The following is a 24,170-nucleotide window of genomic DNA, read 5'->3' on the forward strand; positions in this document are numbered from 1 at the left end:
TATCTCTTGGCACTCAAGAAGAATCAGCCGACGCTGTTTGAGGATGTGCAAGAGATGTTTGACGACGCCTTGCGTCGTCCATTGAGTCAGACCGAACTCGAGACTCTGACCACAAGCGACACCAAACATGGGCGTGGAGAACGCCGAACCTGTTGGACACTCCCCGCGACGCCAGATTTGGATGATCACCGCTGGCCTGGACTCCAGAGCGTGGTCATGGTGCGTTCTGAACGCACCATCAAAGGCGTACAAAGCGTACAGGATCGCTATTACCTCAGCTCACTCGCTGGCGATGCACAGCGCACATTGGAAGGCATCAGGACGCATTGGCACGTTGAGAACAAGCTGCATTGGGTTCTGGACGTTGCCTTCGATGAGGACGCCCAGCGCACCGTGAAAGATCACGGTGCGGAGAATATGGCCGTCGTGCGGCGCTGGGCTTTGAATCTGATGCGAACCGAAGGCACATCTGGAGGAATGGCAAAAAATCGCAAGCGAGTTGGATGGGACGATGCCTATCGGGATCGGCTCATGGCTTTACTCCTCATCCCCCCAACGTAAGTTGGCCCTGGGCAGCAGGCTGAGGTGGTTAACTGAAGGTATGAAATATGCCTGGGAGGTTGCATTGAAAGCGGCAAAGAACTTGGATGCACAAGGGCAACAGAACTTCAGTCCAAAACAGGTTATGGAAGAGGCAGTGCGCCTGGGGTGGCCGAAGAATCCTGAAACTATCCGACACCACGTTATCGACCAGATGTGCGATACCCGCGACTCTTCCCCACATCAGTATTTTGAATGGCTTAAGTGGGGCGAGTACCGTCTGAATGAGGCGGGACACAGGGCAGGGGAAGGGATTTAAGCCCGCTTGATCTGACCATCTTGCGAAAGCTTTATGGAGCGGTTGGTCACGCGCTGGTCACGCGCCCCGACAATCGAGATAAGTCAAAAAAAGAAACACCGTACTAGACGGTGTTTTCTTTGGTGGAGGCTTGGGGATTCGAACCCCAGACCCTCCGCTTGCAAAGCGGATGCTCTCCCGCTGAGCTAAGCCCCCTCAGCGGGGCGCAGATTAGCAGATGGCGGGTGCGAATGGCAAGGGGTATGCGGGGGACGCCGTATGTGGTGAACGCGGCACCCCGAAGATGGCGGATTTCTGGGCGACAGCCTGCCCGGATCCTGAGCATGGGAGTTGGTCCGGGATGGCGCCTCTGACCTCCATCCTGCACGGGGTGGGGCGGGATGGCAGTCAAACGCCGCAATCCGGGCCTCTCAACCAAAGACGCGTGCAGGGTTTTTCACCGTCATCTGATCGATTTGCTCCTGTGAAATGCCGCGCCGCAGTAGTTCGGGCAGGATGTCGTCCATCAGATGGGTGGGGTGCCAGTCCTTGATGGCGGGCAGGATGGCCTCCGGCAGCGGGAGCGGGCGGCCCAGCCAGTGCCAGATGCTGTCGTGCGAGAGAAGGATGCGCCCGGCGTGCCCGTCGCCCAGCAGCGCTTCCAGCACCCGCAGGCGGTCCGTGTCCATCGGCGTGCCCACCAGACCCTGCAACCCGAGCCGGTCAAAGGCGATGTTGACGCCGTGTTTCAGGGTCTCCCGGTGGTAATCCGGGTCCGTGTTGCCGTCCATGTGGCCGATCATGACGCGCCCCGGATCAGCGCCCTCGCCCACCAGCAGTTCGGCCTGCTGCGGCCCCTGGCGGCCCTCCTGGGTGTGGGTGATGATCGGCACGCCCGTCTCGCGTTGCACGCGGGCCGCCGCCCGGAAAAAGACCCGCTCGTAGGGGCTGATCTCGTCGCGGCTGCTGGCGAGCTTGAGGACCCCCGCCCGGATGCCCGTCGTCCCGATGCCTTCCGTGACCTCACGCAGCATCATCTCGTAAACTTCAGAGAAGCCGTCGGTCAGCGAGAAACGGAACTTGAAGTAGGCGGTGGCCCCCTCGCCCTCGTAGTAAAAGCCGCTGGAACACAGGATATTCAGGCCGGAGCGCTCGCTGACCTCGCGCAGAAAGGCCGGGTTGCGCCCGCACTCGTTGGGGGTGGCGTCCACGACGGTCTGCACGCCCCGCGAGCGCAGGGTCCCGGCCACCCGCACACATTCGTCCAGCGCGGCGGCGTGGTCAAACGCCCCCAGGGTCACGTCCCCCTGATAGCCGGGATAGCCGAAGATGACGTGTTCGTGTGGCAGGGTAAAGCCCATCTGATCGGCGGGAACGGGGCCAGTGACGGTCTGTGCGGTCATGTGGAACTCCTTTGCGCGGCAGGGATTACGGGGCGAGAAGGAACCGCGCAGACAGACGCGTCCATCTGGCGGGAGGCTGGATTGGAGATGGCCCATCATGGCCGGGGACGCGCCCCCACGTCAAATCTCCGTGTCGGCATGGGATAGATTGAACACCGTCTTCACCGTCAAAAATTCGTGGCAGCGGCTCCCGTCCGCGCTGGCCGTTCAGGGGGAACAGCACATGACCCAGTCCTCATCCGCCCGTTCTACTCAGCTTCCCAGCCCCAGCCAGCCCCTCAGCCCCAGCACCCGCTACTGGCCGCCCGGGCAGCCGTTCAGTCTGGACGTGCCGCAGACCAGCCTGTACGACAACCTGCGGGTGTCGGCCCGGCGTTATCCCGACAAGGTGGCCCTGTGGTACTACGGACGCGAGGTGCTGTACCGCGAACTGCTGGCCGAGGCCGACGCGCTGAGCGGTCATCTGGCGGCAGCAGGTGTGGGGCAGGGAGACCGCGTGCTGATCGCCATGCAGAACAGCCCGCAGTGGGTGGCGGCGGCGCACGCGATCTGGCGGCTGGGCGCGGTGCTGGTGCCGCTGCCGCCCATGCTCGGCCCAGACGAGTACCGCTATTTCCTGGGGGACGCCGGGATCACCGTCGGCCTGGTGGGGGGCGAGCAGTACGCGGCGCTCAGGGCGGCAGGGCTGGAACATGCCGTCGTCGCGGACCTCTCGGAAGGCACCACTCTGCCGCTGCCTTCCGGGCTGGACAGCCGTCCCGAACTTCAGGCCGGGGACGTGGACTGGCAAACGGCCCTGCGCGCCGCGCCCGCACCCGAGGCCAGGGTGGGCGCGGGGGATCTGGCGGCGCTGCCGTATACCAGCGGCACCACCGGCAAGCCCAAGGGCGCGATGCACACGCACGGCAGCGTGCAGGCCAACGTGACCGGCAGCGCGGTCATGCGCGGCGCGAACCCCGCCGACGTGCTGTTGATGACCCTGCCGCTGTTTCACGTCTCGGCGTTCATCCACGACATGCTGATGGGCCTGTATCTGGGCAACCGGGTAGTAATGATGGCCCGCTGGGACAAGGCGCTGGCCCGCGAGCTGACCCGCATGCAGGGGGTGACCGTGTGGTTCGCCATCACGACGCTGGTGGTGGACCTGCTGAGCCTGCCTGACCTGTCGGCAGCCGACATGCCCACGCTGCGCATGATCGTGGGCGGCGGCGCGGCGATGCCCGAGGCCCTGGCGCGGCAACTGCGTGACCTGACCGGCCTGACCTTCGTGGAGGGCTACGGCCTGACCGAGACCATCTCGCAGAGCCATTTCAATCCCATGAACCGCCCCAAGTTGCAATGCCTGGGCCTGCCGGTCTTTGACGTGGATTCGCGCATCGTGGACCCGGAGTCGGGCCAGGAAGTGCCGCAGGGCGAGGTCGGGGAAATCGTGACGCGCGGGCCGCAGGTGTTCCAGGGCTACTGGAACCGCCCGGAAGCGACGGCGGAGGCGTTCTTGGAGCTGGGCGGCCAGCGCTATTTCCGCACCGGGGACCTGGGCTACGTGGATGACGAGGGCTATTTTTTCTTCGTGGACCGGCTCAAACGCATGGTCAACGTGGGCGGCATGAAGGTGTGGCCCGCCGAGGTAGAAGCGCTGCTGCACGCCCATCCCGCCGTGCAGGAAGGCTGCGTGATCGCCGTCCCGGACACGCGGACTGGCGAGCGGGTGCGCGCGGTCATCGTGCTGCGCCCTGGCCAGCGCCCGGATGAGGCCGGGGTGATCACCTGGGCACGCGAGCAGATGGCCCACTACAAGGCCCCGCGCGAGGTCCGGTTCGTAGACGCCCTGCCGCGTGGCCCGACAGGCAAGGTCGCTTGGCGCACCATGCAGGAAGAGGCCAGGGGGGAGTTGGAACCGCAGGGGGATTGATCTTTCCCGTATTTATGCTGGTATGACTGTCACGCTGGAGACAGGGTCAGTCGGCCACGGCCACCGGATGAACGCTCTACGGCAGCGGGCCTCTGCCGTGCCCGTCGGGCAGGCGGGAAATACGGAGAACGCCTGCAAGCTTCTATACGGACTCCGACTGGGAGGTGCTGGAAACACCAGCGAAATCCGATCAGGCTATATCTGCTCGGTCAGGCCAGGCGTCTGGGCGCGTTCCAGCGCCGCATATCTGCCGCCCCTGGAACGCAGCAGGGCGGGCGGACCGTCCTCCACGATCACGCTGCCTTCCAGCACCACCACCCGGTCCGCACTGCGGGCCAGCGACAGGCGGTGGGTCACGATCAGGGCGCTGCGCCCCTCCATCGCTTCCTCCAGCGCCCGCACGATCAGCGCCTCGGACTCGGCGTCCACGGCGCTCGTCGGCTCGTCCAGCAGCAGCACGGCGGGGTCTGCGAGCAGCACGCGCGCAATGGCCAGCCGCTGTCTCTGTCCGCCCGAGAGTTTGACGCCGCGCTCGCCCACAATGGTGTCCAGCCCCTGCGGCAGCCCCGCGACAAAAGAGGCCGCCCCGGCACGCTCAAGGGCCAGATCCACTTCCTGCGGCGTGGCGTCGGGACGGGCGTAGCGCACGTTCTCCAGCACGGTGTCGTAGAACAGGAAGGTGTCCTGCGGCATCACGGCGGCGGCGCGCCGCAGCGAGGGCAGCGTCAGGTCCCGCACGTCGTGGCCGTCCAGGGTCACGCGGCCCGACTGCGGATCGTACACGCGCGTCAGCAGCCCGATCAGGGTACTCTTGCCCGCCCCGGACGCGCCCAGCAGCGCCACCCGTTCCCCGGGCCGCACCCGCAGATTCAGGCCGCGCAGCACCGGCTGGGCCGGATCGTAGCCGAAGGTGACGTTCTCGAACACGATCTCGCCCATGGCCGGCTGTGGCAACGGCAGGGCGTCGGGGCGTTCCAGCACCGTGACCGGGGCGTCCAGCACCTCGAAGATGCGCCGCCCACTGGCCTCAGCACGTTGAAGCAGGTCGTTGAGACCCACCAGATCGTCGATGGGACCGTAGAAGTAGCGTCCGTAGCCCCGGTACGCCAGCAGGCCGCCCAACGTGAACTGGCCGCGCGCGATCAGCACCACCCCGCCGCCCAGCATCAGGATGTTGCCGAAGTTGGCGATGAAACGCACCAGCGGAAAGGCCCGGTTGCGGATCACCACGGCCTTCATCCCCTGGGCGTACAACTCCTGTCCGATGGCGGCGACCTTGCGCGCCTCGGCCCCTTCCCGCGCGAAGCCCTGCACCACCCGGATGCCCGAGAGCCGGTCCGCCACGGTGGCCGAGAGGTCTCCCAGACGGTTGCGGGCCGCGCGGTAGGCCGGGCGCACGGTCTGGTTGTAGCGGGTCAACAGCAGGGCCACGGCGATCATCGGCAGGACCACCACCACGCCCAGCAACGGCTGAAGCGCGATGAAGATACCGATCACGCCCGCCACCCGTAGCGCGTTGCCCAGCACCGTGTTGATGCCGCGCAGCAGCACGTCCTGAATGCCGTCCACATCCGCCGTCACCCGCGCCAGCAGGTCCCCGGTGCGCTGGCCCTCGAAGTACGCCGCCGATTGCCCGGCCAGCTTGTCGTACAGGCTCAGGCGCAGGTCCAGCGTAAGCTGTTGCCCGGTGCGCTCCAGCAGCAGCCCCTGAAAGGCGGAAAGCACCTGTTGCAGGGCATACACCCCCACCAGCACGGCCAGTTGCCACGCCACGAAATTCCAGTCGCGCCGCGCCAGACCCACGTCCACCACCCGGCCCCAGACCAACGGTGGGTACAGTTCGGCCCCGACGCTGCCCACCAGCAGCAGCATGCCCAGGCCGATGGTGGCGCGGTACGGCCACAGCAGTGCGTAGAGACGGCGGATTGTGGAGCTGGACGGCTGAGTGGGGGGCATGGGACACCTCTGCGGGTCAGCCCAGAGCTTCTGCGGAATCCGGCCACGCGGGGCCAGGATACGCGCCGGGGCCAGGGTCACCCGTAGGGGAGGGTACAGGTCCGGCTGCTGCGGATTCTGGTGATGGCCCGGCCCGGTTCCGGCGGCGCAGCCCGGCCCCAGCACCCCGGACACTGCCGTCTCCTCGATGATCTCCGCAGGTTTTCACGCAGGAATGATCTGGCTGGGCCAGCGGTGTGTAGGCGAGACTGGCGCGTTTTTCATATGGATTTCGCGCGTCATGCGCTCAGATCGGGAGAGCCTCTCCTGCGTCCACTGAGCGTCCCAACCCCATCGTTCTCCTGCCCGATCTCGTCTCGCTGACTCCCGCCCGGATTTACAGGTGGAGCGCAGAACGCCTCAGCCCTGACCCACTGGCTCACTCCATTCCCCGGTCAGGGCCACAGACAGGCTGAGGGGAAGGTCCACGCTGCTGGTGCCGATCAGGAGTTCAAACTGGCCCGCGTCGGCCACCCAGGCCCGGCGCTTGTCGTCGAAGTACGCCAGAGCGCGCATGTCCAGCGGCAGCGTCACGGCTCCTGATTCTCCCGGTTCCAGACTCATCTTGGCGAACGCCTTGAGTTCCTTGATGGGCCTTTCCACGCGGGCTTCCGCGTCGCGGACATAGAGCTGGACCACCTGCTGTCCGGCCCGTTCGCCAGTATTCCGCACCTGAAGCTGCACGCTGATCTGGCCGCCCGGCTCAATCTCAGCCGCGCTCAGACGGGCGTCACTCAGCTCGAAACTGGAATAGCTCAGCCCGAAGCCGAAGGGAAACAGCGGCTGCGTTCCGGCGTGGTCCACATGGCGGTAGCCGATGAACAGCCCCTCCTTGTACTCCACATGGCCGTCCACGCCGGGGTACTGGAGGTCCGGCGTTTCGGGGTGGGTGGGGTCATCTTCCAGGCGGGCGGGGAAGGTCTGGGGCAACCGTCCGCCGGGAGCGGCATGGCCCAGCAGCACGTCTGCAAAGGCATGTCCAGCCTCCTGACCGGGGAACCAGCCCTGAAGCAGCGCGGGCACGCCGTCCAGCCACGGCATCAGCACCGGGCCGCCCGTTTGCAGCAGGACGATGGTGCGTGGGTTGGCGGCCAGCACCGCCGCGACGAGTTCATCCTGCTGGCCGGGAAGGTCCAGCCCCGCACGGTCCACGCCCTCGGTTTCCCACTCCCCGGTGGTGCCGACGCAGACCACGGCGTAGTCGGCCTGCGCCGCAACCCTGGCGGCCTCATGGATCGCCCCTGCTGGCAAGGGGGCGCGGAAGCCCAGCCGCACGGCGCTGAACCCGGCGACGCTGCCCTCCACCGCCCTGGGCATGAACTCGATGACGGCGGAGTGTTCCCCGGCGCTGAGGAGCCGCTGTGAGCGCACCTCGTTGCTGCCAAAGGCGAAATAGGTGTCGCCGGGCTGCCAGTTGGTCCAGTTGTCGATGACTTCCTGGCCGTCCACCGTCAGGCGGCTGAGGCCCGCGCTGTAAAGGCTCAGGTCATACTCCGCGTCTGCGGGAACGCTCAGGGTCAGGCTGAGCCGGGCGCGGAACGATTCGGGCTGGACGCCTTCGGGAAAGGCGAACCACATCACCTCGCTGCCCTGTTTGTCCTCGGAGGTGATGACCGCACCGTCCATGCCGAGATAGTCGATCCTGATCGGAACGTCCAGCGCGGGCAGGTAGCGGTCATTGTCGCAGCCCAGTGCATAGGTCACGCGGTCCTCGCCCAGCGCGGCGCTTAGGCCCTCCAGCGGCGAGACCTTGCGGTGGGCGTTCATCTGGGCGCTGCCGCCGCCCATGACCTGCGCGTGGGCCGCGTTCGGGCCGATCACGGCCACTGTCGCGCCTGCGGGCAACGGCAGCAGGCCACCGTCGTTCTTGAGCAGCACCGTTCCCTCGGCCCCGGCGCGGCGAATCAGGGCGCGGGTTTCGGCAGACTCCACGCCCTGCTCGGCCCCATCGCTCACGTCGCGGGGCTGGGCCAGGGTGCCCGTGACCCCGATCAGGCGCAGCACCCGGCGGGCCGATTCACGCACGGCGGCGCGGGTGGCCGGGTCACGCTGCGCTTCTTCCAGCAGGCCCGTGCGGGCGCGGCTCGGCCCCGGCATTTCCAGATCAAGCCCGGCCCGCAGCGATTCGCCGGAGCTGTAGGTGCCGCCCCAGTCGGACATGACCAGACCGCCGAAGCCCCATTCCCCGCGCAGGATGTCGGTCAGCAGGCGTGGACTCTCGCTGACATAGGTGCCGTTCACCTTGTTGTAGCTGCTCATGATGGCCCACGGCTGCGCGTCCCGGACCACCATCTCGAAGGGCCGCAGGTACAGTTCCCGCAGGGCGCGTTCGGGGATATCGGAGCTGATGCTGTTGCGCTGGTACTCGGATTCGTTGCCCACGAAATGCTTGACGGTGGCCGCCACCCCCGCCGATTGCAGCCCCTGAACGTAGGCGGTGGCGAGTGCGCCCGTCAGGTACGGGTCCTCGGCGTAGCTCTCGAAGTTGCGGCCATTCACGGCGCTGCGGAACAGGTTGATGGTGGGGGCCAGCAGCGCGCCCGCGCCCTTGTCGTGCGCCTCACGGGCCAGGGCCACGCCCACCTCGCGCAGCAGTTCCACGTTCCAGCTCGCCCCCAGCGCGATCCCCACCGGAAAGGCCGCCGTGGGGGTGCCGCCCACCAGGGGGCCGCCGCCGCGCGCTCCAGCGGGGCCGTCGCTGACTTTCAGGGCGGGAATGTTCAGGCGCTCCACGGGCACGGTGCGCCAGAAATCGGCCCCGGCCAGCAGCAGGACCTGTTCCTCCAGGGTCAACTGATCGAGCAGGGCGTCGGTGGACAGGTCGTGCGCTTCGGTGGGTGTCATGTGCGAACCTCTCGGGGGAAGAGAATGTCGTGTCTGAATGTGTCGGCCTGGACGGTGCCGCACACCATTCCGGCGGTTTGGCGAAGGGCATGAACGCTGGTCTATGGGCTGAACTGGCATGCAGCTCCGAAAGCCTGCCGTCCTGACGCATGGGGTGTCAAGTCGCCCAGTTGAGTTTCGGGGGGCGGCGCTGCCCGGTCTCACTGCTGCTGATGTCCTCGAACGTGGCCTGCCGGGCAATGGGGCAGGTCTCAAAGATCAGTTCCAGTCGCCGCTCTGGTCTAGCCGTCACTGGAGCTGAACACTGTCGGGCTGCGCGCTGCCAAATCGCCGGAGAAACTCGTCCTGGGTCAGCCCGGGCGCGATCAGCCAACCCTGCATCACCGGGCAGCCCATTTCCCGGAGCAGCGCCGCCTGCTGCTCGGTCTCCACTCCCTCGGCCACCACACCCAGCCCGAAGGTCGCGGCCAGGGTCAGGGTCACCTCGACGATGGCGCGGCTGTCCCGCCCCGGTTTGCCGGGCTGTCCCAGATCCTGAATGAACGAGCGGTCGATCTTGAGTTCGTCGGCCTGAAACTGGCGCAGCGAGAGCAGCGTGGAATACCCCGTCCCGAAATCGTCCACCGCGATCCGCGCGCCCCAGGACCGGAGCTGTTCGAGGGTGGAATGCAAGCCCGCCACATCGCTGATCATGACCGTTTCGGTCAGTTCGATGACCAGCCGCTGTGGACCGAGGCCGTGGCGCAGGGCGGCGTCTTCCAGCGCGGCCAGAAAATGCGGATGCTGCAATTGCAGGACCGAGACGTTGATGCTGACGGTCAGTTCTGGATCGGTCCATCTGGCGGCGTCCCGACAGGCGCGTTCGATGACCCAGTTGCCCAGTCGGTCCATCAGCCCCAGACTCTCGGCCAGGGGAATGAATTCCGAGGGGGCAATGTTGCCGATTTGCGGGTGGCACCAGCGCAACAGGGCCTCTGCGCCGACGATCCGCCGTTCGGTGACCGACACCTGCGGCTGGTAGACCAGGGACAGTTGACCGTCCTGAATAGCGGTCTGGAGCGCGCTTTCCAGCTCGAAGCCGGAGATACACGGACGGGTGGTGGGCGCATACACCCCAAAGGGGCGGCCCGTGCGCTTGGCGACGTACATGGCGCTGTCGGCCTGCTGAAGCAGCGTGTCGAGGTCTGCCGCCATGTACGGATAGACACTCCAGCCGAGGGCCAGACCGATGTGGACCGAACGGCCATCCAGCGCAAACGGCTCGGCCAGCATCTGTGACAGCGTGGTGTCGACCTCGTCCATCTGGTTGGGGTCGCCCAGCACAAAGGCGAATTCGTCGCCGCCCAGCCGGGTCAGGAGGTGCAGGCTCAGCTTTTCTCCCACCGCCTGCAAGCGCCGCGCGAACGCCTGGAGCAGTCGGTCTCCGGCAGCGTGCCCCAGGCTGTCGTTGACCGTTTTAAACCGGTTGAGGTCAAGGACACCGAGGGCCAGTGGAGCGCCGGTCCGCGCCGCCCCGGTCAGCGCCAGCGAGACGTCCCGTGAAAAGCCGTCCCGGTTCAGCAGCCCGGTGAGCGAATCGTGGTAGGCCAGCTGCTGAAGCTGCTGCCGCTGATGGTGGCGTTCGATCACCAGCGCGATGTGGCCCGCACTGGCCCCCAGCGTTTCGGTGGCCTCGGTGGGAAGGACCGTCTGGCTGGGATGCAGGAGTGCCAGCACCCCCAGCAGCGTTTGCTGTGGGTCATACAGGGCCAGTTCGACAGAGGTCCGTGTCTGCGCCCCGGCGTCCTGCTGGTGGGGGCCGAAGGGATCTTGCAGGGTCAAGGCGCGGCCCAGGCGCTGTGGATCGCGCTGTGCCCACAGGTCTCGCAACTGGTCCGCCGAGCGGTTCTCCAGCCAGTCACGCAGGGGGGCAGGCAGCCGGTCACCGTAGACCTGAAGCGCCTCACCTTCAGGCAGGATCAGCACGGCAGTCCAGGACGGCAGGATCTGCTCCATGCCCCGCAGCATCTGGCTCACGACCACCCTCAGCGGGGCGTCCCGCAGCGCCAGCAGGGTGGCCGCCATGAATTCCTGGAGGAAGGCCCGCTCCCGCTTGCGCCTGGTCACGTCGCGCAGCACCACGGCCCAGTGCGTGAGCTGATCCGGCGTCAGGTAGACCGGCGTGAACGACACCTCGAACCAGATGTCGAGGTCCGGCAGATGAACCTCTTCCATCCGGGTGGCGGTGGTGTGATGACGGAGCTGCTCCAGCGCGGCCCTGATCGCCTGCCGGTCACGCGGTCCACTGACCCAGGCCAGTGGATCGGAATGAAATGGACGGGTGTGGGCGTCGGGTGGGGCGTCGTCGAGCTGGCGCAGGACCAGATTGGCGTGAATGACCTGCTGGTAGGTGGGTCCAGGCCGCACGTCCAGGATGGCCATCGGGTCTTCCGTCGCCTGGATCAGACTGTCGAGCAACTGAATCTGTTCGGCCTGCCAGGCCGTGAGGGTGATGTCCCGCGCAAAACACAACATCAGGCTCAGCGGCCCACCGTCCTCCTCGAAGATGGGCACCGCGACCCGGTGGGTCAGGCGGGGGATGTCGCCGCGCGGGCGGGTGGACTGCTCCTGCCACTCGACCCGCGTGCGCGTCTGAGCGGCCAGTCGGAACTGGGCCTCACGTTCCAGGGCGGTGCTTTCAGCCCGGCCCTCGGCGGCCATGACCTCGCGGACGGTCAGGCCGATGGCCCGCCCACGCAGTTCCGGGTCGGCCAGGGCATACGGGTTGATATAGACGTAACGGCCTTCTGCGTCCTGCACCGTCAGTGCCAGGGGCAGCTCTTCGAGGACCTGCTGGTAGAACGACACGCTGCCGAGCAACTCCTGCACCGGACGCAGGGTCATGAGGGCCACTGGCCGCCCACTCGGAAGGGTGAACCGCAGACCCCGGATGTCGCTGGGAAGGGGCATATTGTCTGCGCGGACGAACAGGTAACTGCGCCGGGGCGGCAGCACTCCGTCGGCAGTAAAGGCCAGCAGCAGGGCCGTGACGCCGGTCTGTTCGTGTGGGGCCAGCAGGCTGGAGAAGGCCAGGCCAGTCAGGGCCTGGGGCGGCTGCCCGAACATGTGCCCCAGCGCTGGGGTGGCAGCCAGAATCAGCAGCGTCTGGGCGTCAACGACAGCAAGTGGCTCGACACTCCTGCTGAGCAGGCGCAGAAAGGGGAGATCGTTCGGTGGAATCATGACACGCGGCTTAGGGTGTCCCGGCGAACAGCGCGGCAGATCGCGGAAGAGGGCGTTGTCCAACCGGATACGGAGTCATTGGCCTCTGACCCTACCTTCTCAAGCCGTACTCGGACGTGAAATTACAGGCATCTGGTGTCATCTCGGGGGCCAATGCAGTGAATGTTGTCTGTAGAAACGTCCTCGCATGCGGCTGCAATCGCCCCAAGCACTTCAGGGCGATCGTCAACAGAGGTAATAAGCGAGAGCATAAGTTCCTCGCGTCGATTTACGCGGCATGCACCCTTCTCTGGTTCTGAATTTTAGTCAGGCCAATCTCAGCCCTGAAGCTGCGCGCCGGTCTTTTCCTGCATTTCCTCCAACGTCACGCCCGGCGCGAGTTCCACCAGCTTCAGGCCGCCTTCAGTCACGTCCAGCACGCCCAGATCGGTGATGATGCGGTCTACCACGCCCACGCCGGTCAGCGGCAGGTTGCAAGCCTCCAGAATCTTGTGCGCGCCGCCCTTCGCGGTGTGTTCCATCAGCACCACCACGCGCTGCACCCCGGCCACCAGATCCATCGCGCCGCCCATTCCCTTGACCATCTTGCCGGGAATCATCCAGTTCGCCAAGTCACCAGTCTGGCTGACCTGCATGGCCCCCAGGATGGCGAGGTTGACGTGCCCGCCCCGGATCATGGCGAAGCTGTCGGCGCTGGAAAAAAAGCTCGCCCCTGGCAGCGCCGTCACCGTCTGCTTGCCCGCGTTGATCAGGTCAGCGTCCACCTGATCGTCCGTGGGAAAGGGGCCGATGCCCAGCAGGCCGTTCTCGGATTGCAGCATCACCGATACGCCATCTGGGATGTGGTTGGCCACCAGCGTGGGCAGACCGATGCCCAGGTTCACGTAAAAGCCGTCCTGCAATTCCGCTGCTGCGCGGGCCGCCATCTCGTCACGGTTCCAGGGCATCTCTAGACCTCCTCTCCAGCGGCGGACGAGGCCGGAGCTGCTGCCCGCACCGTCCGCTGCTCGATGCGTTTCTCGGGTGTGGCATTCAGAACGACGCGCTGCACGTAAATACCGGGCGTATCGATGCTGTCGGGATCGAGCTGGCCGACTTCCACGATTTCCTCCACCTCGGCCACCGTCACCCGCCCACAGGTCGCCACCACCGGATTGAAGTTCTGCGCCGTCTTGCGGTACACCAGATTGCCGCTGGTGTCAGCCTTCCACGCCTTGACCAGACTGACATCCGCCACGATGCCGCGTTCCAGGATGTAACGTTCGCCGTCAAACTCCTTTTCTTCCTTGCCCTCGGCCACCACCGTGCCCACGCCGGTCTTCGTGTAGAAGCCGGGAATACCCGCTCCGCCTGCGCGCATCCGCTCGGCCAGCGTGCCCTGCGGCGTGAATTCCAGTTCCAGTTCCCCGGCCAGATACTGGCGCTCGAACTCCTTGTTCTCACCCACATAGCTGCTGACCATCTTGCTGATCTGCCGCGTTTCCAGCAGCAGGCCCAGGCCGAAGCCGTCCACGCCCGCGTTGTTGCTCACGGCGGTCAGGTTTTTCGCGCCGCTGTCTCGCAGGGCCAGGATCAGCGCCTCGGGAATGCCGCACAGGCCGAAGCCGCCCACGGCCACGGTCTGCCCGTCGGCCACCACATCTGCAAGCGCCTCGGCAGCGCTGGGAAACACTTTATTCATGTGCCGCCCAGTCTAGCGGCCCGGCGTTACGGCGAGGTCACGCGCCCAATAAAAAAACTCCCCCGCCATGTTCAGCAGGGGAGAGGTGAGCGGAATTGCGGGTTTAGCTCTTGGCCCCCGAATCGCCCTGAACCTTGGCCTTCAGCGCCGCCATCGCGTCGTCGATATCGCGGTCCCGGCCCAGGTCTTTCAGTTGCGCGTCGATGTCGTTGTCGGTCCGCAGCTCGGTCATGGCCTTGTTGCGGTCTTCCATGCCCGACACCCGTTGCTCCATTTCCTCGAAGGCGTCCATCGCGCCCCCGGCCTTGTTGAAGCCCGTGGCGCGGTCCAGGGTTTCGCTGGCCTGCGCGGTCTTCTGGCGGGCCGCCAGCAGCGACTTCTTGGACTCCATCTCGTCGATCTTGGCTTCCAGCGCCCGCAGTTGGGTCTTGAGCTGATCGACGGTGCTGGTCTGGGTGGCGCGCTGCTCGTCGAAGCCCGTCGCCAGATCCTTAGAGTTCTGGGCGCGGCGCAGCGCCTCGCGGGCCAGGTCCTCGTTGCCGCCGCGCAGGGCTTCCTCGGCCTTCTTGCCGTATTCGTCGGCCAGGCGGCGGTTGGTGTCGGCCTCGCGCTCCAGCTTGGCGTTCTGGCTCATGGCGTCGGCCACTTCACTGCGGGCCTCGCCGTAGGCGGCGCGCATGTCGCGCAGGGCCTGCTCGATGATCTTGCCAGGGTCTTCGGCCTTGCTGATCATGTCGTTGACATTGGAGCGCAGCAGCCGGGACAGTCGGTCGAGAATGCTCATGGGTAAATCCTCCTTGAGAGTGCGGACAACGCCCCTCTGTGTGGCGGGCGATTGCAGCTATGATTACGCACTTCACGCCCGCCGGGTTGCCCCCACAGGCGTCATGAGCCGGACCCTAAGACCATCTGAAGGTTTTTTGGGGCCGTCTGGAAAATAGAAGAGGAGGCGGGAACCGTGTCTGACACGCCCGCCTCCTCTTTCCACTCAACCTAGAAAACGATGGGCCGCAACCCGACGCTGTCTGCCCCACAGGCCACGGTCAGGTTGGTCCCGGCGGGGGTGACGGTGCAGCCCAGCGAGCGCAGGCCGTCCAGCGGGAAGATCAGGTTGGTGCCGTCGGTGGCGGGCGCGAGGGGCAGTTCCACCGTGCCGCTACTGGTCTGCGCGGACTTGCGCCCCACCGTGACGGCCAGCACCGAGCCTTCCTCGGTGGTAAGGCGGTAGTTGCCGCCGCCCTGGCTGGTCACGTTCACCACTCCGGCCAGATCGCGGCCCAGCACGTAAGGCTGTCCCTTGGTCACGCCTGCCGGGGTGGCGGGTTTGGCGGCGGCCACTTTGGCCTGCGCGGCGTCCACCACCACCAGACTTTCCTTGTCGTTCAGGGCGCTGAGCAGCACGAAGGCCCCCAGCGGTCCGCCCGCCTTCTGGCTGACCAGCAGGGTACTGGCCTTGCCACTGGTCTTCCAGCCGCCCGCCGTGCGCCCGCTGAGCTTGCCCGCGATCAGCGGACGCAACGACGCCACGCTGCTGGGCACGTACAGGCACACCGCGCGCGGGCTGAGTTTGAGGCCAGTCGGGCAACTGACGATCTGCCCCTTCACGGCGGCGCTGACCTCGATGGCAATCGCGCTGGCCGCTTCGGTGGTGGCGGCGGACGACGCAGCGGGTTTGGGCGCAGGTGCAGCGGTCTGCGCGGAGGCAGTCCCCGGCAGCAGGACGCCGAGGCTCAGGGCCGCGCTGAGGAGCAGCGCCCGCGCGGGGGTTCGCCGGAAGGACAGGTGGGGCAGTCTGGAGTGCGGGGACATATGGCCGCATGCTATGCGCCGCGCATGAGCGTCTACTTTGAGGCGGCTGACTGCGCTGCCCGACTAGCCCGCCAGCCGTGCCAGCGCCCGCTGAAAGACATGCAGACTGCCCACGTCGTACAGCACCATGCGGACCTCCAGCTCTGGATGCCCACTCAGAAATTCCAGAATTGTCGCCAGGGCCACGGGCGCGGCTTTCTCGATGGGATACCCATACACCCCCGTGCTGAGCGAGGGAAAGGCCACGCACGCGCAGCCGTTCGCGGAAGCCAGTTCCAGGCTGCGGCGGTACGCTCCGGCCAGCAACTCGGCCTCTCCGCTCCTGCCGCCGCGCCAGATCGGGCCGACGGCGTGAATCACGTACTGCACGCCGCGTTCTTCCAATTCAAACGCCGGGGTAATCACTGCCGTCCCGGTAGGCGTCCCCCCAAGCTGGCGAATGGCCCGTAGCAACCCTGGCCCAGCGGCGCGGTGGATCACGCCGTCCACGCCCCCACCACCCATCAGTTCCTTATTCGCGGCTGTGACGACGGCGGCGCACTCCTGCGCGGCGATGTCGCCCTGAACAATCTCAAGCGGCATGCCTTCCCCTTTTAAGAATCCACGACGCGTTGCAGGTGTGCCGCGTTCAGCCCCTCACTTTTCACGGCCTGCGCCGCCGTCACCGCCGCCCGGTCCTCTTCGCTCCACTCTTCACGCGGCACCTGTGCGGCCCGCTCGGCACGCTGCACGGCCAGCAACTCGGCCACGGCGCGGTCCAGATCGTCGTTCACGATCACGTAGCGGAAGGCGTGGGCCTCCTGAATCTCCTCGCGGGCGCGGCGCAGGCGTTTCTCGACGCGCTCGGGGGTCTCGGTGGCGCGGCCCTCCAGACGGCGGCGCAACTCGGTCAGGCTGGGCGGCATGATGAAGACCAGCACGGCCTCAGCGCCCATGCGGGCCTTGACCTGCATGGCCCCCTCGACCTCGATTTCCAGCACCACGTCCTGCCCGCGTGCCAGCGCAGCCTCGATGGGTTCGATGGGCGTGCCGTAGCGGTTGCCCACGAAGGCGGCGTGTTCCAGAAAACCGCCCGCCCTGGCCTTGCTCTCAAAAACTTCCGGCGGCACGAAGACGTAATCCACGCCATGACGTTCCCCGGCCCTGGCCTCGCGGGTGGTCCACGACGTGCTGTAGAACACGTCCTGCCCGGCCAGCCAGCGTTCGCGCAGGGTGCCCTTGCCGACGCCGGACGCGCCCGTGATCACGATCAGCAGGCCCCGGCGGGCGGTGGAAGGTTCGGTGGAAAGTGTGGAAGGTTCGGCCTGATCGAGCGTCATTGCCCTCCAGAATACCCGCAACGCGCACTTCCGAGAAAGAGGGAGCGTCCGTCCGGGGGCCGTGGGAACGGTCTGCCCCCGCCGGGTGTGACCGCAAAGGGAAGCCGCGCCCGTATCCAGGCTGCCTGTTCGTGCCTAAACTGGAAGGTGTCCCTGCGCCTGCCCGTCCGTCTGCTGGCCCCGCTGCTGTGCGTGCTGGCGCTGGTGGGCTGCACACCGCTGTACGTGATCCACCCGGCCCGCACCCCGGCCCTGAATCTGAACGGCCCGCCGCCGGACGTGGTGATCTTTGCCATGTCGGGCCGTTGCGCGCCGCCCTGTCTGGCCCCGCGCGACAACTGGGATTACCTGGGATCGCGTGGCACGCTGGACCGTCTGGCCGACGTGTTCACAGCGGCGGGCTACCGCGTCGAGGTTTCGGGGTATGCCAGCAATGCCGCCGCCGCGTTTTCCTCCGAGTACATCGGCGGCCCGCAGCGTGGCTACGAGGCGCTGCGTTCAGATTTCGAGAGGGTCAAAAACACCTGGATGAAATCGGCCCACCCGCCCCGGCTGGTGCTGCTGGGCCACTCGCAGGGATCGGTGTGGCTGCATCACCTGAGCCGCGTCAATCCGGGGGTGCCGATTGCCCTGCAAGTCGATCTGGACGGCATCTGCGTGGCCTGGAAGGGCGATTTCGGAAACGGCATCCGGGCGCTGGGCGACGTGTACGGCAGCGAGCCTTCCCCGATGCACGCCTGCGACGCCTTCTCGGTGGCCGGGCGCACGGTGGGGGTCAAGGACATCGTCTGGCCCAATGTCGCCCGCGATCTGGAGGTGCAGAGCAAACGCCTGCCCGCCCGCCCCGGCGTCAGCGGCGGCTGGCCGGTCAACTACCTGTTCGAGCTGACACCCAATGTGCGCCTGGACGGCTCCCGCACGGGCATCGAGCGCTTCATCTCCTCGCGCGAGGACCACAGCGCCATCTCGTTTCCCAACAGCGACGCGCTGACCTGGGTCACGGGCAAGGCCGCCGAAATTGCCACAGAATGGAAGGAGGAAGACACCCGCAACGACGTCAAGCCGGGCCGCTGACCTCCGCCGCCCCCTGCTCCGTGACGCCGTAGCCCCGCGCCTGCAAGTTGTACAGCGCCGCGTATTGCCCGCCCCGCGCGATCAGTTCGGCGTGGCTGCCCGACTCCACGATCACGCCGCCGTCCAGCACCACGATCTGATCGGCCAGCCGCACGGTGGAAAAACGGTGCGAGATCAGCAGCGTGATGCGGTCCGTGGTCTGTGCCCGCAGCGCCTCGATGGTCTCCGATTCCGCGCGGGCGTCCAGCGCCGCCGTCGGCTCGTCGAAGACCAGCACCGAGGCGTCCCGGAAGTACAGCCGCGCCAGCGCCAGCCGTTGCCACTGCCCGCCCGACAGTTGCCGTCCGCCCTGAAACAGTCGGCCCAGCGGCGTGTCCAGCCCTTCCGGTAGATCGTCCACGAACTCTGCCCCGGCCCGCTCCACGGCACTTTCCACGACGCCTTCCTCCGAGAGCCGCGCCACCTCGGCCAGCGCGACGTTATCGCGGGCGCTCATCTGGTACTGGCCGAAATCCTGAAAGATGATGCTCATCTGCTTCTGCACGCTGCGCGGGCTGAAGCGCGCGGCGTCCATGCCGTTCAGAAAAATGGTGCCGCTGCTCGGCTCGAACAGCCGCGTCAGCAGCTTGACCAGGGTGGTCTTGCCTGCGCCGTTCTCGCCCACCAGCGCCAGCGCCTGCCCGCGCCGCACGGTGAAATTCACGCCGCGCAGCACGTCGCGGTCCGTCAGCGGATAGCGGAACCCCACCTCCTTGAATTCAATGGTGTCGATTGGCCCGGCCCAGACTTCCCCGGCGTCCAGATCGCGGCTGGGCAGTTCCAGAAAGCCGAAGAGGTTTCGCATGTACAGCAGGTTCTGGTAAATCCCGCTGACGCCATTCAGCAGGTTGCTCACCGTGGCCTGCACCTGCGCGATGCCCAGCACGAAGATGGAAAAGTCCCCCACGCTGATCTGTCCGTCCGCCGCCCGCCGCAGGATCAGCGCGCTGGCCAGCCCGATCAGCAGCGCGGAAGCCAGCGCTGCGCCGAAGCCCCACGCCGAGCGGCGGCGCACCAGATCCTCCAGCGTCTTGCGGAAGCCCAGGTAATAGCTGCGCCAGCGCTCCAGCAGATGGCCCTCGAAGCCGAAGAGGCGCACTTCCTTGACCAGCGTGTCGGAGGTCAGCAGGCTGCCCAGGTAGTTCTGCACGCGGGCGTCGTGGGTCTGGCGGCGCAACATCTGGTAGCCCTGGATGCCGAAGCGGTTGCTAACGATCACCCCCGGCACGCTTGCCAGCAGCACGAGGGGCAGCACCCACACCCCCAGCCGGGCCATCAGCGCGCCCACCGAGATCAGGGTGACGGCGGCCCCCGCCAGCCCCACCAGTTGCGTCGCCACGCCCAGTGGACGCGAACCCACCTCGCGGTACGCCTGTTGCAGCCGGTCATATGTCTCGGCGTTCTCGAAGGCTTCCACCGAGAGGCCCGAAGCCTTGTCCAGAATTCGGCGGCTGACGCTGTGTTGCAGGCTGTCACCCAGCAGTTGCTGCGAGGCTGTGCCCACCGTACTCAGCAGGCTGCCGAACACGCCCAGCGCCACCTGAATGGCCAGCAGGGTCAGCAGCGCCGCGTAGGTCACGCCGCCGCCCGCCGCCTGCGCCACCTCGTCCAGCAGCAGCTTGCCCACGTAGAGGTTGGCGGCAGGCAGGGCGCTTGCGATCAATGTGGTGGCCGCAAAAATGACGCTGTGCCGGGGGCTGGCCCGCCACACCAGCCCCAGCGTGTCGGCCAGATCACGCAGACGGTGCGAGAGGGGCAGATTTTCACTTTGAATTGGAGTTTTTAGAGCTGTATCGAATCTGGGTGGCCGGGTCATTCGCGCCGAGTCTGCCGCAATTCCGTGGTGGCGAAGGTAATTAAGGCCGTCCGCTCAGCGTGATCAGCGTCGTGTCGCCTTCCTGATTCGCCAGATACTGAATTTCCGGTACGCCCGCGCGGCCCAGGAACGCCGAGTAATTGCCCGGTCCAATGGGATCATCGGTGATCTGGAGGTAGCCCCCGGCTTTCATGGCCGCCAGCAGGGCGCGGGGCTGCCAGCCCTGAATGCGGTACTGCTCCACGCGCGTATCGCCCGAACGAACCTCGGCCCGGTAGCTCCCGCTCTGCGGGCATTCAGGCTGAAAACCGGTTGGAACGGGGGCAACGCCGTTCCAGAGTTTTCCCGTCTGCGAGATGCAGTACAGCGGCCCCCGCGCCTGAAGTTGCCGCGCCAGCCAGCCGCCCGCGAATGCACCCAGCAAGGCGAACGCAGCCAGAAATGCGCCCAGCCTGAGCCACTGGCCAGTTCTATTCCCTGGCATGTTCAAGCGCGCTGTCGATCAGCATGGTGACGTGGTGATCCAGCAGGCGGTAATAGGCCACCCGCCCCGCCTTGCGAAAGGCCACCACCCGCCCGGCCCGCAGCAGCCGGAGCTGATGGCTCACGGCGCTCTCGGACAGGCCCACCACCGCCGCCAGATCGCAGACACACAGCTCACGGGTGTTCAGGGCACTCAGCAGCCGCAAGCGCGTGGGATCGGCCACCAGTTTCAGAAACGCGGAGGCGGTTTCCACGTCGCGCCCGTCCGGCAAGGCGGCCCGCGCCTCCGCCACCGCTTCGGGATGGACGCAATTGACCTCGCAGATGCCCTCTGGACCTGTGCCTGCTTGCAGAACTGTGCCTTCTTGCGGAACTGTGCCTTCTTGAGAGGCGATTATCATTTGTTCAGTGTAGCGCAGGCCCGTCATTGTGCAGGTTCCAGCGCCGCCAGAATGCCGGGCCGCTGGTCACCAAAAAAGCCGTAGAAGACCTGATCACCAATGACTGTCACGGGCGCGATTCGCACGTTCGCCTTGTGCTGCATCTCCGCCAGCGCCGCCGGGTCTTCCTGCACGTTCTTCTCGGTGAAGGCGGCTCCCTTGCTCTTCAGCAGCCGCTTGACCGCCTCGCAATCGGCGCAGTTGGGCACGGTGTAAACAGTGATGTCGAGCATGGGTTAAACGCTCCCGGAAGCGGGCAGGCCGGACGGCGCTGAGGCTTTTTTGACCGGGCCGCCGTTCCAGCCCAGCAGCCGCAGCGCGTTCGCCGTGACAATCGCCGTCGCCCCGGTGTCGGCCAGAATCGCCATCCACAGGTTGGTGTAGCCCAGCAGCGTCGTGACCAGAAAGATGGCCTTGAGGCCCAGCGCAAAGGCGATATTCCACTTGATGTTGCTCATGGTGTCGCGCGACAGTTGCACCAGATCGGCCACGTCGCCCACCCGCTCGCGCAGCAGGGCCGCGTCCGCCGTTTCCAGCGCCACGTCGGTGCCGCCGCCCATCGCAATGCCCACATCGGCCTGCGCCAGCGCGGGGGCGTCGTTGATGCCGTCGCCCACCATTGCCACGCCGCCATGTTTCTTCAGCTCGGCAATCAGGCGCAGCTTGTCCTCGGGCAGCAGTTCCGCCTGCACGTCCAGCCCCAGCCCGGCGGCGATAGCCCGGCCCGTGCGCGCGTTATCTCCCGTCAGCATCACGGTATTCACGCCCATCGCTTTGAGGCGGGCAATAGCCTCGCGGGCGTCCGCGCGGGGTTCGTCGCGGATCGCCAGCACGCCCAGAATCTCGTCTGCGCTGTGTAAGACCACCGCCGTCTTGCCTGCCTCCTCCAGCGCGGTCAATTTGCCCTGAAGATCAGGGGCCACGCTCAGTGTGCTGGCCGCATGCTGGGGCGAGCTGATGAACAGGGCGCGCCCCTCCACCGTCGCGGTCACGCCTTTCCCTGCAATAGCTTTGGCGTCCTGCGCGGCGGGGGCGGTCACGTTCAGCCGTGCGGCCTCCTTCGCAATCGCCTGCGCCAGCGGATGAGAACTGCCCGCCTCCACAGCCGCAGCCAGCCGCAGGACTTCACTGTCGGAGACGCCCGCTCCCAGCACGTCCGTCACGCGCGGTTTGCCTGCCGTCAGCGTGCCCGTCTTGTCGAAGGCCACCGTCTTGACCGTGCCAATTGTTTCCAGCGCCGCGCCGCCCTTGATCAGCAACCCGCGCCGCGTGCCCGCGCTGATGCCGCTGGTAATGGCCGCAGGCACGCTCAGCACCAGCGCGCAGGGGCAGCCGATCAGCAGCAGCGTGATGCCCTTGTACAGCCACGGATACCACTCCGCGCCGAACAGCAGCGGTGGAACGACAGCCACCAGCGCCGAGACCAGCACCACCCCCGGCGTGTAGTAGCGGCTGAAGCGGTCAATAAAGCGTGCGGTGGCTGCCTTGCTGCCCTCGGCTTCTTCCACCAGCTCGATAATCCGAGCGATGGTGTTGTCGCTGGCTTCCTTGTCCACCTGGATACTCAGCACGCCGTCGGTGTTGATGCTGCCCGCAAAGACGCTGTCGCCCACGGTCTTGGTCACGGGCATGCTCTCGCCGGTCACCGGGCTGTCGTCCAGACTGGAGGTTCCTGCCGTGATGGTGCCGTCTGCCGGAACCCGTCCGCCGGGGCGCACCTGCACGGTCTGCCCGATCTGGAGCGAGTCGGCGGGAACCTCGCGCGTTCCGCTGCCCTCCACCAGCAAAGCCGTCTTGGGGGCCAGCGCCGCAAGCGCCTGAATCCCCGCCCGCGCCCGGCCCGCCGCCACGCCCTCCAGCAGTTCCCCGATAGCGAAGAAGAAGACCACCACCGCGCCCTCTGCCGCCTGCCCGATGGCCACTGCGCCGATGGCCGCCAGCGACACCAGCATGTTGATCGAGAACGGATCGCCCAGCCGCGCGCTGGCCCACGCCTGCTTCGCCAGCGGCCACACCCCCAGAATCGTGGCCGCGACATAGCCGTACACCGACAGCCCCGGCTCGATAAATCCGAAGCCCCAGGCCAGCGCCAGCAGCACCCCCGAAAAGATCACCAGTTTGCCCTGTTTGCCCGCGTACCACGGCGTTCCGGCGGACAGCAACTCATGGACGTGTCCAGCGTGGTCGTGTCCCTCGCCGCCATGATCCGCGTGTGAGGAGGCGGCTTTGCTCTGCGCCGACTGCTGCAACGTGGGCGTATAGCCCAGCGCCAGCAGGTTCTTCTCCAGCACAGTGCGCGGCGTCTTGGTCTCGTCCAGTTCTAGCCTCAGCGTCTGCTTGCTGAAACTGGTCTTTACGTCTGCCGTGCCGGGCAGGCGGTTGACCATGCCCTCTACCTTCTGCACGCAGGTGGCACAGTCCATGCCATCCACGAAATACACCAGAGGAGCGGCACCGGAGGTTGGGGAAGAGGAATCCATAGTCGCCAGTATATATGAATGACTGCTCAGATATCAGTCCCAATGCGGATGTCACAGAAAGCCTGGATGGCCGCAGACGTGGGCGGCGTAAAGTAACCTCCAGTCCATGCCTGCTGCCAGTTACCTCCGCTCGATCTGCGTGATTCCCGTGACGTCGGGCGCGGACATCCACGATCCGGCGCTGTGGGAGCGGGTGTTTGCGGGCTGGCGGCATCTGCCCGTCCGTGAAGTGGATGGTGCGCTGACCCCCCAGGCCGAGACCGTCACCGATCTGGTGATCTCGCAGGACCGCGCCGAGGTGCGTGCCGGGGCACTGGTGCTGACCTCCTGGCCGCAATCGGGCCACGATCTGCCCGCCCTGATCAGCACCCTGGACGGCGGCAGATTCGTGGTGCTGCGCGTCTTTGGCGTCTACCTGACCGAGGTGCAGGACAAGACGGCCCGCCTGATCGAGCGCCTGCTCAGGGAAGAGGCTTTCGCCTTCCAGTCCGGCTCACGCGTGAATCTGACCGTCAGCGTGGAGGGCGTGCGCGCCGATCTGACCAGCGGACGCATCCGCGCGGGGCATGGCAGCGCCTGGGGCGACTTTTACCAGAACAACAAGTACGCCGTGACCGCGATTCTGATTGTTTTCGTGATCGCGCTCTCGGCGGTGCTGCTGATCACGCCCATCCGCCCCTACACGCCCATCGACAAGCTGTATGACCTGTCCGGGCGCGTGCTGTCGGCGGTGCTGTTCAATATTATTCTGCTCGGCTCGCAGTTCCTGTTCTTCCTGCGCCACCGCGACGTGATCGAGTGGGAAAAGCCGTAGC

General features: G+C 66.4%; 21 protein-coding genes and 1 tRNA gene. 5 read left to right on the top strand and 17 right to left on the bottom strand.

Annotated elements, in window-relative coordinates:
- The coding region (locus BOO71_RS06520; protein WP_139322795.1) for an ISAs1 family transposase at positions 1 to 561 on the top strand (561 nt) is incomplete at its 5' end.
- Between the two features lie 40 nt (positions 562 to 601).
- On the top strand, positions 602 to 859 hold the full coding sequence (locus tag BOO71_RS06525; protein ID WP_075831153.1) for a hypothetical protein: 258 nt from the start codon (positions 602 to 604) through the stop codon (positions 857 to 859).
- A gap of 120 nt (positions 860 to 979) precedes the next feature.
- Here the strand turns inward: BOO71_RS06525 and BOO71_RS06530 are convergent.
- A tRNA-Ala gene (locus tag BOO71_RS06530) sits at positions 980 to 1,054 on the bottom strand.
- A gap of 215 nt (positions 1,055 to 1,269) precedes the next feature.
- On the bottom strand, positions 1,270 to 2,241 hold the full coding sequence (locus BOO71_RS06535; protein WP_075831154.1) for a phosphotriesterase family protein: 972 nt from the start codon (positions 2,239 to 2,241) through the stop codon (positions 1,270 to 1,272).
- Between the two features lie 223 nt (positions 2,242 to 2,464).
- Between BOO71_RS06535 and BOO71_RS06540 the strand changes: the two genes are divergently transcribed.
- Positions 2,465 to 4,153 (top strand): long-chain-fatty-acid--CoA ligase, encoded by a 1,689-nt coding sequence (locus BOO71_RS06540; RefSeq protein WP_075831211.1) that lies wholly within the window; start codon positions 2,465 to 2,467, stop codon positions 4,151 to 4,153.
- 195 nt (positions 4,154 to 4,348) lie between these two features.
- On the opposite strand, the gene BOO71_RS06545 is transcribed toward BOO71_RS06540, so the two are convergent.
- The 10 genes from BOO71_RS06545 to gmk all read right to left on the bottom strand — a co-directional run bounded on the left by BOO71_RS06545 (position 4,349) and on the right by gmk (position 17,023).
- Positions 4,349 to 6,283, bottom strand: a complete 1,935-nt coding sequence (locus BOO71_RS06545) for an ABC transporter ATP-binding protein (RefSeq protein WP_254843057.1) — start codon at positions 6,281 to 6,283, stop codon at positions 4,349 to 4,351.
- Positions 6,284 to 6,508: 225 nt separating this feature from the next.
- On the bottom strand, positions 6,509 to 8,992 hold the full coding sequence (locus BOO71_RS06550) for a glycoside hydrolase family 3 C-terminal domain-containing protein (RefSeq protein WP_075831155.1): 2,484 nt from the start codon (positions 8,990 to 8,992) through the stop codon (positions 6,509 to 6,511).
- 157 nt (positions 8,993 to 9,149) lie between these two features.
- The gene (locus tag BOO71_RS29040) at positions 9,150 to 9,284 is read right to left on the bottom strand and encodes a hypothetical protein (RefSeq protein ID WP_303046720.1); all 135 of its coding nucleotides are present in this window, start codon (positions 9,282 to 9,284) and stop codon (positions 9,150 to 9,152) included.
- Positions 9,281 to 12,214 (bottom strand): sensor domain-containing protein, encoded by a 2,934-nt coding sequence (locus BOO71_RS06555; RefSeq protein ID WP_139322796.1) that lies wholly within the window; start codon positions 12,212 to 12,214, stop codon positions 9,281 to 9,283. Before BOO71_RS06555 ends, BOO71_RS29040 begins: the two co-directional genes overlap by 4 nt.
- A gap of 317 nt (positions 12,215 to 12,531) precedes the next feature.
- A complete protein-coding gene (locus BOO71_RS06560) occupies positions 12,532 to 13,161 on the bottom strand; it encodes a CoA transferase subunit B (RefSeq protein WP_075831157.1) in 630 nt (209 codons plus the stop codon).
- Positions 13,162 to 13,163: 2 nt separating this feature from the next.
- The gene (locus BOO71_RS06565) at positions 13,164 to 13,895 is read right to left on the bottom strand and encodes a CoA transferase subunit A (protein ID WP_075831158.1); all 732 of its coding nucleotides are present in this window, start codon (positions 13,893 to 13,895) and stop codon (positions 13,164 to 13,166) included.
- A 103-nt stretch (positions 13,896 to 13,998) separates the two neighbouring features.
- The gene (locus BOO71_RS06570; RefSeq protein WP_075831159.1) at positions 13,999 to 14,679 is read right to left on the bottom strand and encodes a PspA/IM30 family protein; all 681 of its coding nucleotides are present in this window, start codon (positions 14,677 to 14,679) and stop codon (positions 13,999 to 14,001) included.
- Positions 14,680 to 14,888: 209 nt separating this feature from the next.
- On the bottom strand, positions 14,889 to 15,704 hold the full coding sequence (locus tag BOO71_RS06575) for a hypothetical protein (RefSeq protein ID WP_254843058.1): 816 nt from the start codon (positions 15,702 to 15,704) through the stop codon (positions 14,889 to 14,891).
- Between the two features lie 63 nt (positions 15,705 to 15,767).
- Positions 15,768 to 16,286, bottom strand: a complete 519-nt coding sequence (locus BOO71_RS06580) for a macro domain-containing protein (protein ID WP_075831160.1) — start codon at positions 16,284 to 16,286, stop codon at positions 15,768 to 15,770.
- An 11-nt stretch (positions 16,287 to 16,297) separates the two neighbouring features.
- A complete protein-coding gene (gene gmk, locus BOO71_RS06585) occupies positions 16,298 to 17,023 on the bottom strand; it encodes a guanylate kinase (protein ID WP_075831161.1) in 726 nt (241 codons plus the stop codon).
- A 147-nt stretch (positions 17,024 to 17,170) separates the two neighbouring features.
- Here gmk and BOO71_RS06590 point away from each other — a divergent pair, with 147 nt between their 5' ends.
- Positions 17,171 to 18,097, top strand: a complete 927-nt coding sequence (locus BOO71_RS06590) for a hypothetical protein (RefSeq protein ID WP_254843059.1) — start codon at positions 17,171 to 17,173, stop codon at positions 18,095 to 18,097.
- Here the strand turns inward: BOO71_RS06590 and BOO71_RS06595 are convergent.
- From BOO71_RS06595 to BOO71_RS06615, 5 genes are read right to left on the bottom strand one after another with little or no spacing between them, the layout of a single operon-like run.
- A complete protein-coding gene (locus tag BOO71_RS06595; protein ID WP_075831162.1) occupies positions 18,081 to 19,952 on the bottom strand; it encodes an ABC transporter ATP-binding protein in 1,872 nt (623 codons plus the stop codon). The genes BOO71_RS06590 and BOO71_RS06595 overlap by 17 nt on opposite strands.
- A 40-nt stretch (positions 19,953 to 19,992) precedes the next feature.
- Positions 19,993 to 20,436 carry a hypothetical protein gene (locus BOO71_RS06600; protein WP_254843060.1) on the bottom strand — a complete coding sequence of 148 codons (444 nt, stop codon included), beginning with the start codon at positions 20,434 to 20,436 and terminating at the stop codon, positions 19,993 to 19,995.
- Positions 20,423 to 20,836 carry an ArsR/SmtB family transcription factor gene (locus tag BOO71_RS06605; protein WP_083653134.1) on the bottom strand — a complete coding sequence of 138 codons (414 nt, stop codon included), beginning with the start codon at positions 20,834 to 20,836 and terminating at the stop codon, positions 20,423 to 20,425. The genes BOO71_RS06600 and BOO71_RS06605 overlap by 14 nt, the downstream gene beginning before the upstream one ends.
- A gap of 23 nt (positions 20,837 to 20,859) precedes the next feature.
- Positions 20,860 to 21,108: a glutaredoxin family protein gene (locus BOO71_RS06610; RefSeq protein ID WP_075831163.1), complete on the bottom strand. Its 249-nt coding sequence runs from the start codon at positions 21,106 to 21,108 to the stop codon at positions 20,860 to 20,862.
- A gap of 3 nt (positions 21,109 to 21,111) precedes the next feature.
- Positions 21,112 to 23,355, bottom strand: a complete 2,244-nt coding sequence (locus tag BOO71_RS06615) for a heavy metal translocating P-type ATPase (protein ID WP_075831164.1) — start codon at positions 23,353 to 23,355, stop codon at positions 21,112 to 21,114.
- A gap of 106 nt (positions 23,356 to 23,461) precedes the next feature.
- Between BOO71_RS06615 and BOO71_RS06620 the strand changes: the two genes are divergently transcribed.
- Positions 23,462 to 24,169: a hypothetical protein gene (locus BOO71_RS06620; RefSeq protein ID WP_075831165.1), complete on the top strand. Its 708-nt coding sequence runs from the start codon at positions 23,462 to 23,464 to the stop codon at positions 24,167 to 24,169.
- The last annotated feature ends 1 nt before the right edge of the window (position 24,170 follow it).

Origin of the sequence: Deinococcus marmoris (genome assembly GCF_001949125.1) — a bacterium.
GTDB classification, from domain to species: Bacteria; Deinococcota; Deinococci; order Deinococcales; family Deinococcaceae; genus Deinococcus; species Deinococcus marmoris_A.

Bases quoted from the DNA above. Each gene is read 5' to 3' on its own strand.
- BOO71_RS06525 (WP_075831153.1), top strand. From the start codon at position 602: ATGAAATATGCCTGGGAGGTTGCATTGAAAGCGGCAAAGAACTTGGAT.
- BOO71_RS06535 (WP_075831154.1), bottom strand. From the start codon at position 2,241: ATGACCGCACAGACCGTCACTGGCCCCGTTCCCGCCGATCAGATGGGC.
- BOO71_RS06540 (WP_075831211.1), top strand. From the start codon at position 2,465: ATGACCCAGTCCTCATCCGCCCGTTCTACTCAGCTTCCCAGCCCCAGC.
- BOO71_RS06550 (WP_075831155.1), bottom strand. From the start codon at position 8,992: ATGACACCCACCGAAGCGCACGACCTGTCCACCGACGCCCTGCTCGAT.
- BOO71_RS06555 (WP_139322796.1), bottom strand. From the start codon at position 12,214: ATGATTCCACCGAACGATCTCCCCTTTCTGCGCCTGCTCAGCAGGAGT.
- BOO71_RS06560 (WP_075831157.1), bottom strand. From the start codon at position 13,161: ATGCCCTGGAACCGTGACGAGATGGCGGCCCGCGCAGCAGCGGAATTG.
- BOO71_RS06565 (WP_075831158.1), bottom strand. From the start codon at position 13,895: ATGAATAAAGTGTTTCCCAGCGCTGCCGAGGCGCTTGCAGATGTGGTG.
- BOO71_RS06570 (WP_075831159.1), bottom strand. From the start codon at position 14,679: ATGAGCATTCTCGACCGACTGTCCCGGCTGCTGCGCTCCAATGTCAAC.
- BOO71_RS06575 (WP_254843058.1), bottom strand. From the start codon at position 15,704: ATGTCCCCGCACTCCAGACTGCCCCACCTGTCCTTCCGGCGAACCCCC.
- BOO71_RS06580 (WP_075831160.1), bottom strand. From the start codon at position 16,286: ATGCCGCTTGAGATTGTTCAGGGCGACATCGCCGCGCAGGAGTGCGCC.
- gmk (WP_075831161.1), bottom strand. From the start codon at position 17,023: ATGACGCTCGATCAGGCCGAACCTTCCACACTTTCCACCGAACCTTCC.
- BOO71_RS06595 (WP_075831162.1), bottom strand. From the start codon at position 19,952: ATGACCCGGCCACCCAGATTCGATACAGCTCTAAAAACTCCAATTCAA.
- BOO71_RS06600 (WP_254843060.1), bottom strand. From the start codon at position 20,436: ATGCCAGGGAATAGAACTGGCCAGTGGCTCAGGCTGGGCGCATTTCTG.
- BOO71_RS06605 (WP_083653134.1), bottom strand. From the start codon at position 20,836: ATGATAATCGCCTCTCAAGAAGGCACAGTTCCGCAAGAAGGCACAGTT.
- BOO71_RS06610 (WP_075831163.1), bottom strand. From the start codon at position 21,108: ATGCTCGACATCACTGTTTACACCGTGCCCAACTGCGCCGATTGCGAG.
- BOO71_RS06615 (WP_075831164.1), bottom strand. From the start codon at position 23,355: ATGGATTCCTCTTCCCCAACCTCCGGTGCCGCTCCTCTGGTGTATTTC.
- BOO71_RS06620 (WP_075831165.1), top strand. From the start codon at position 23,462: ATGCCTGCTGCCAGTTACCTCCGCTCGATCTGCGTGATTCCCGTGACG.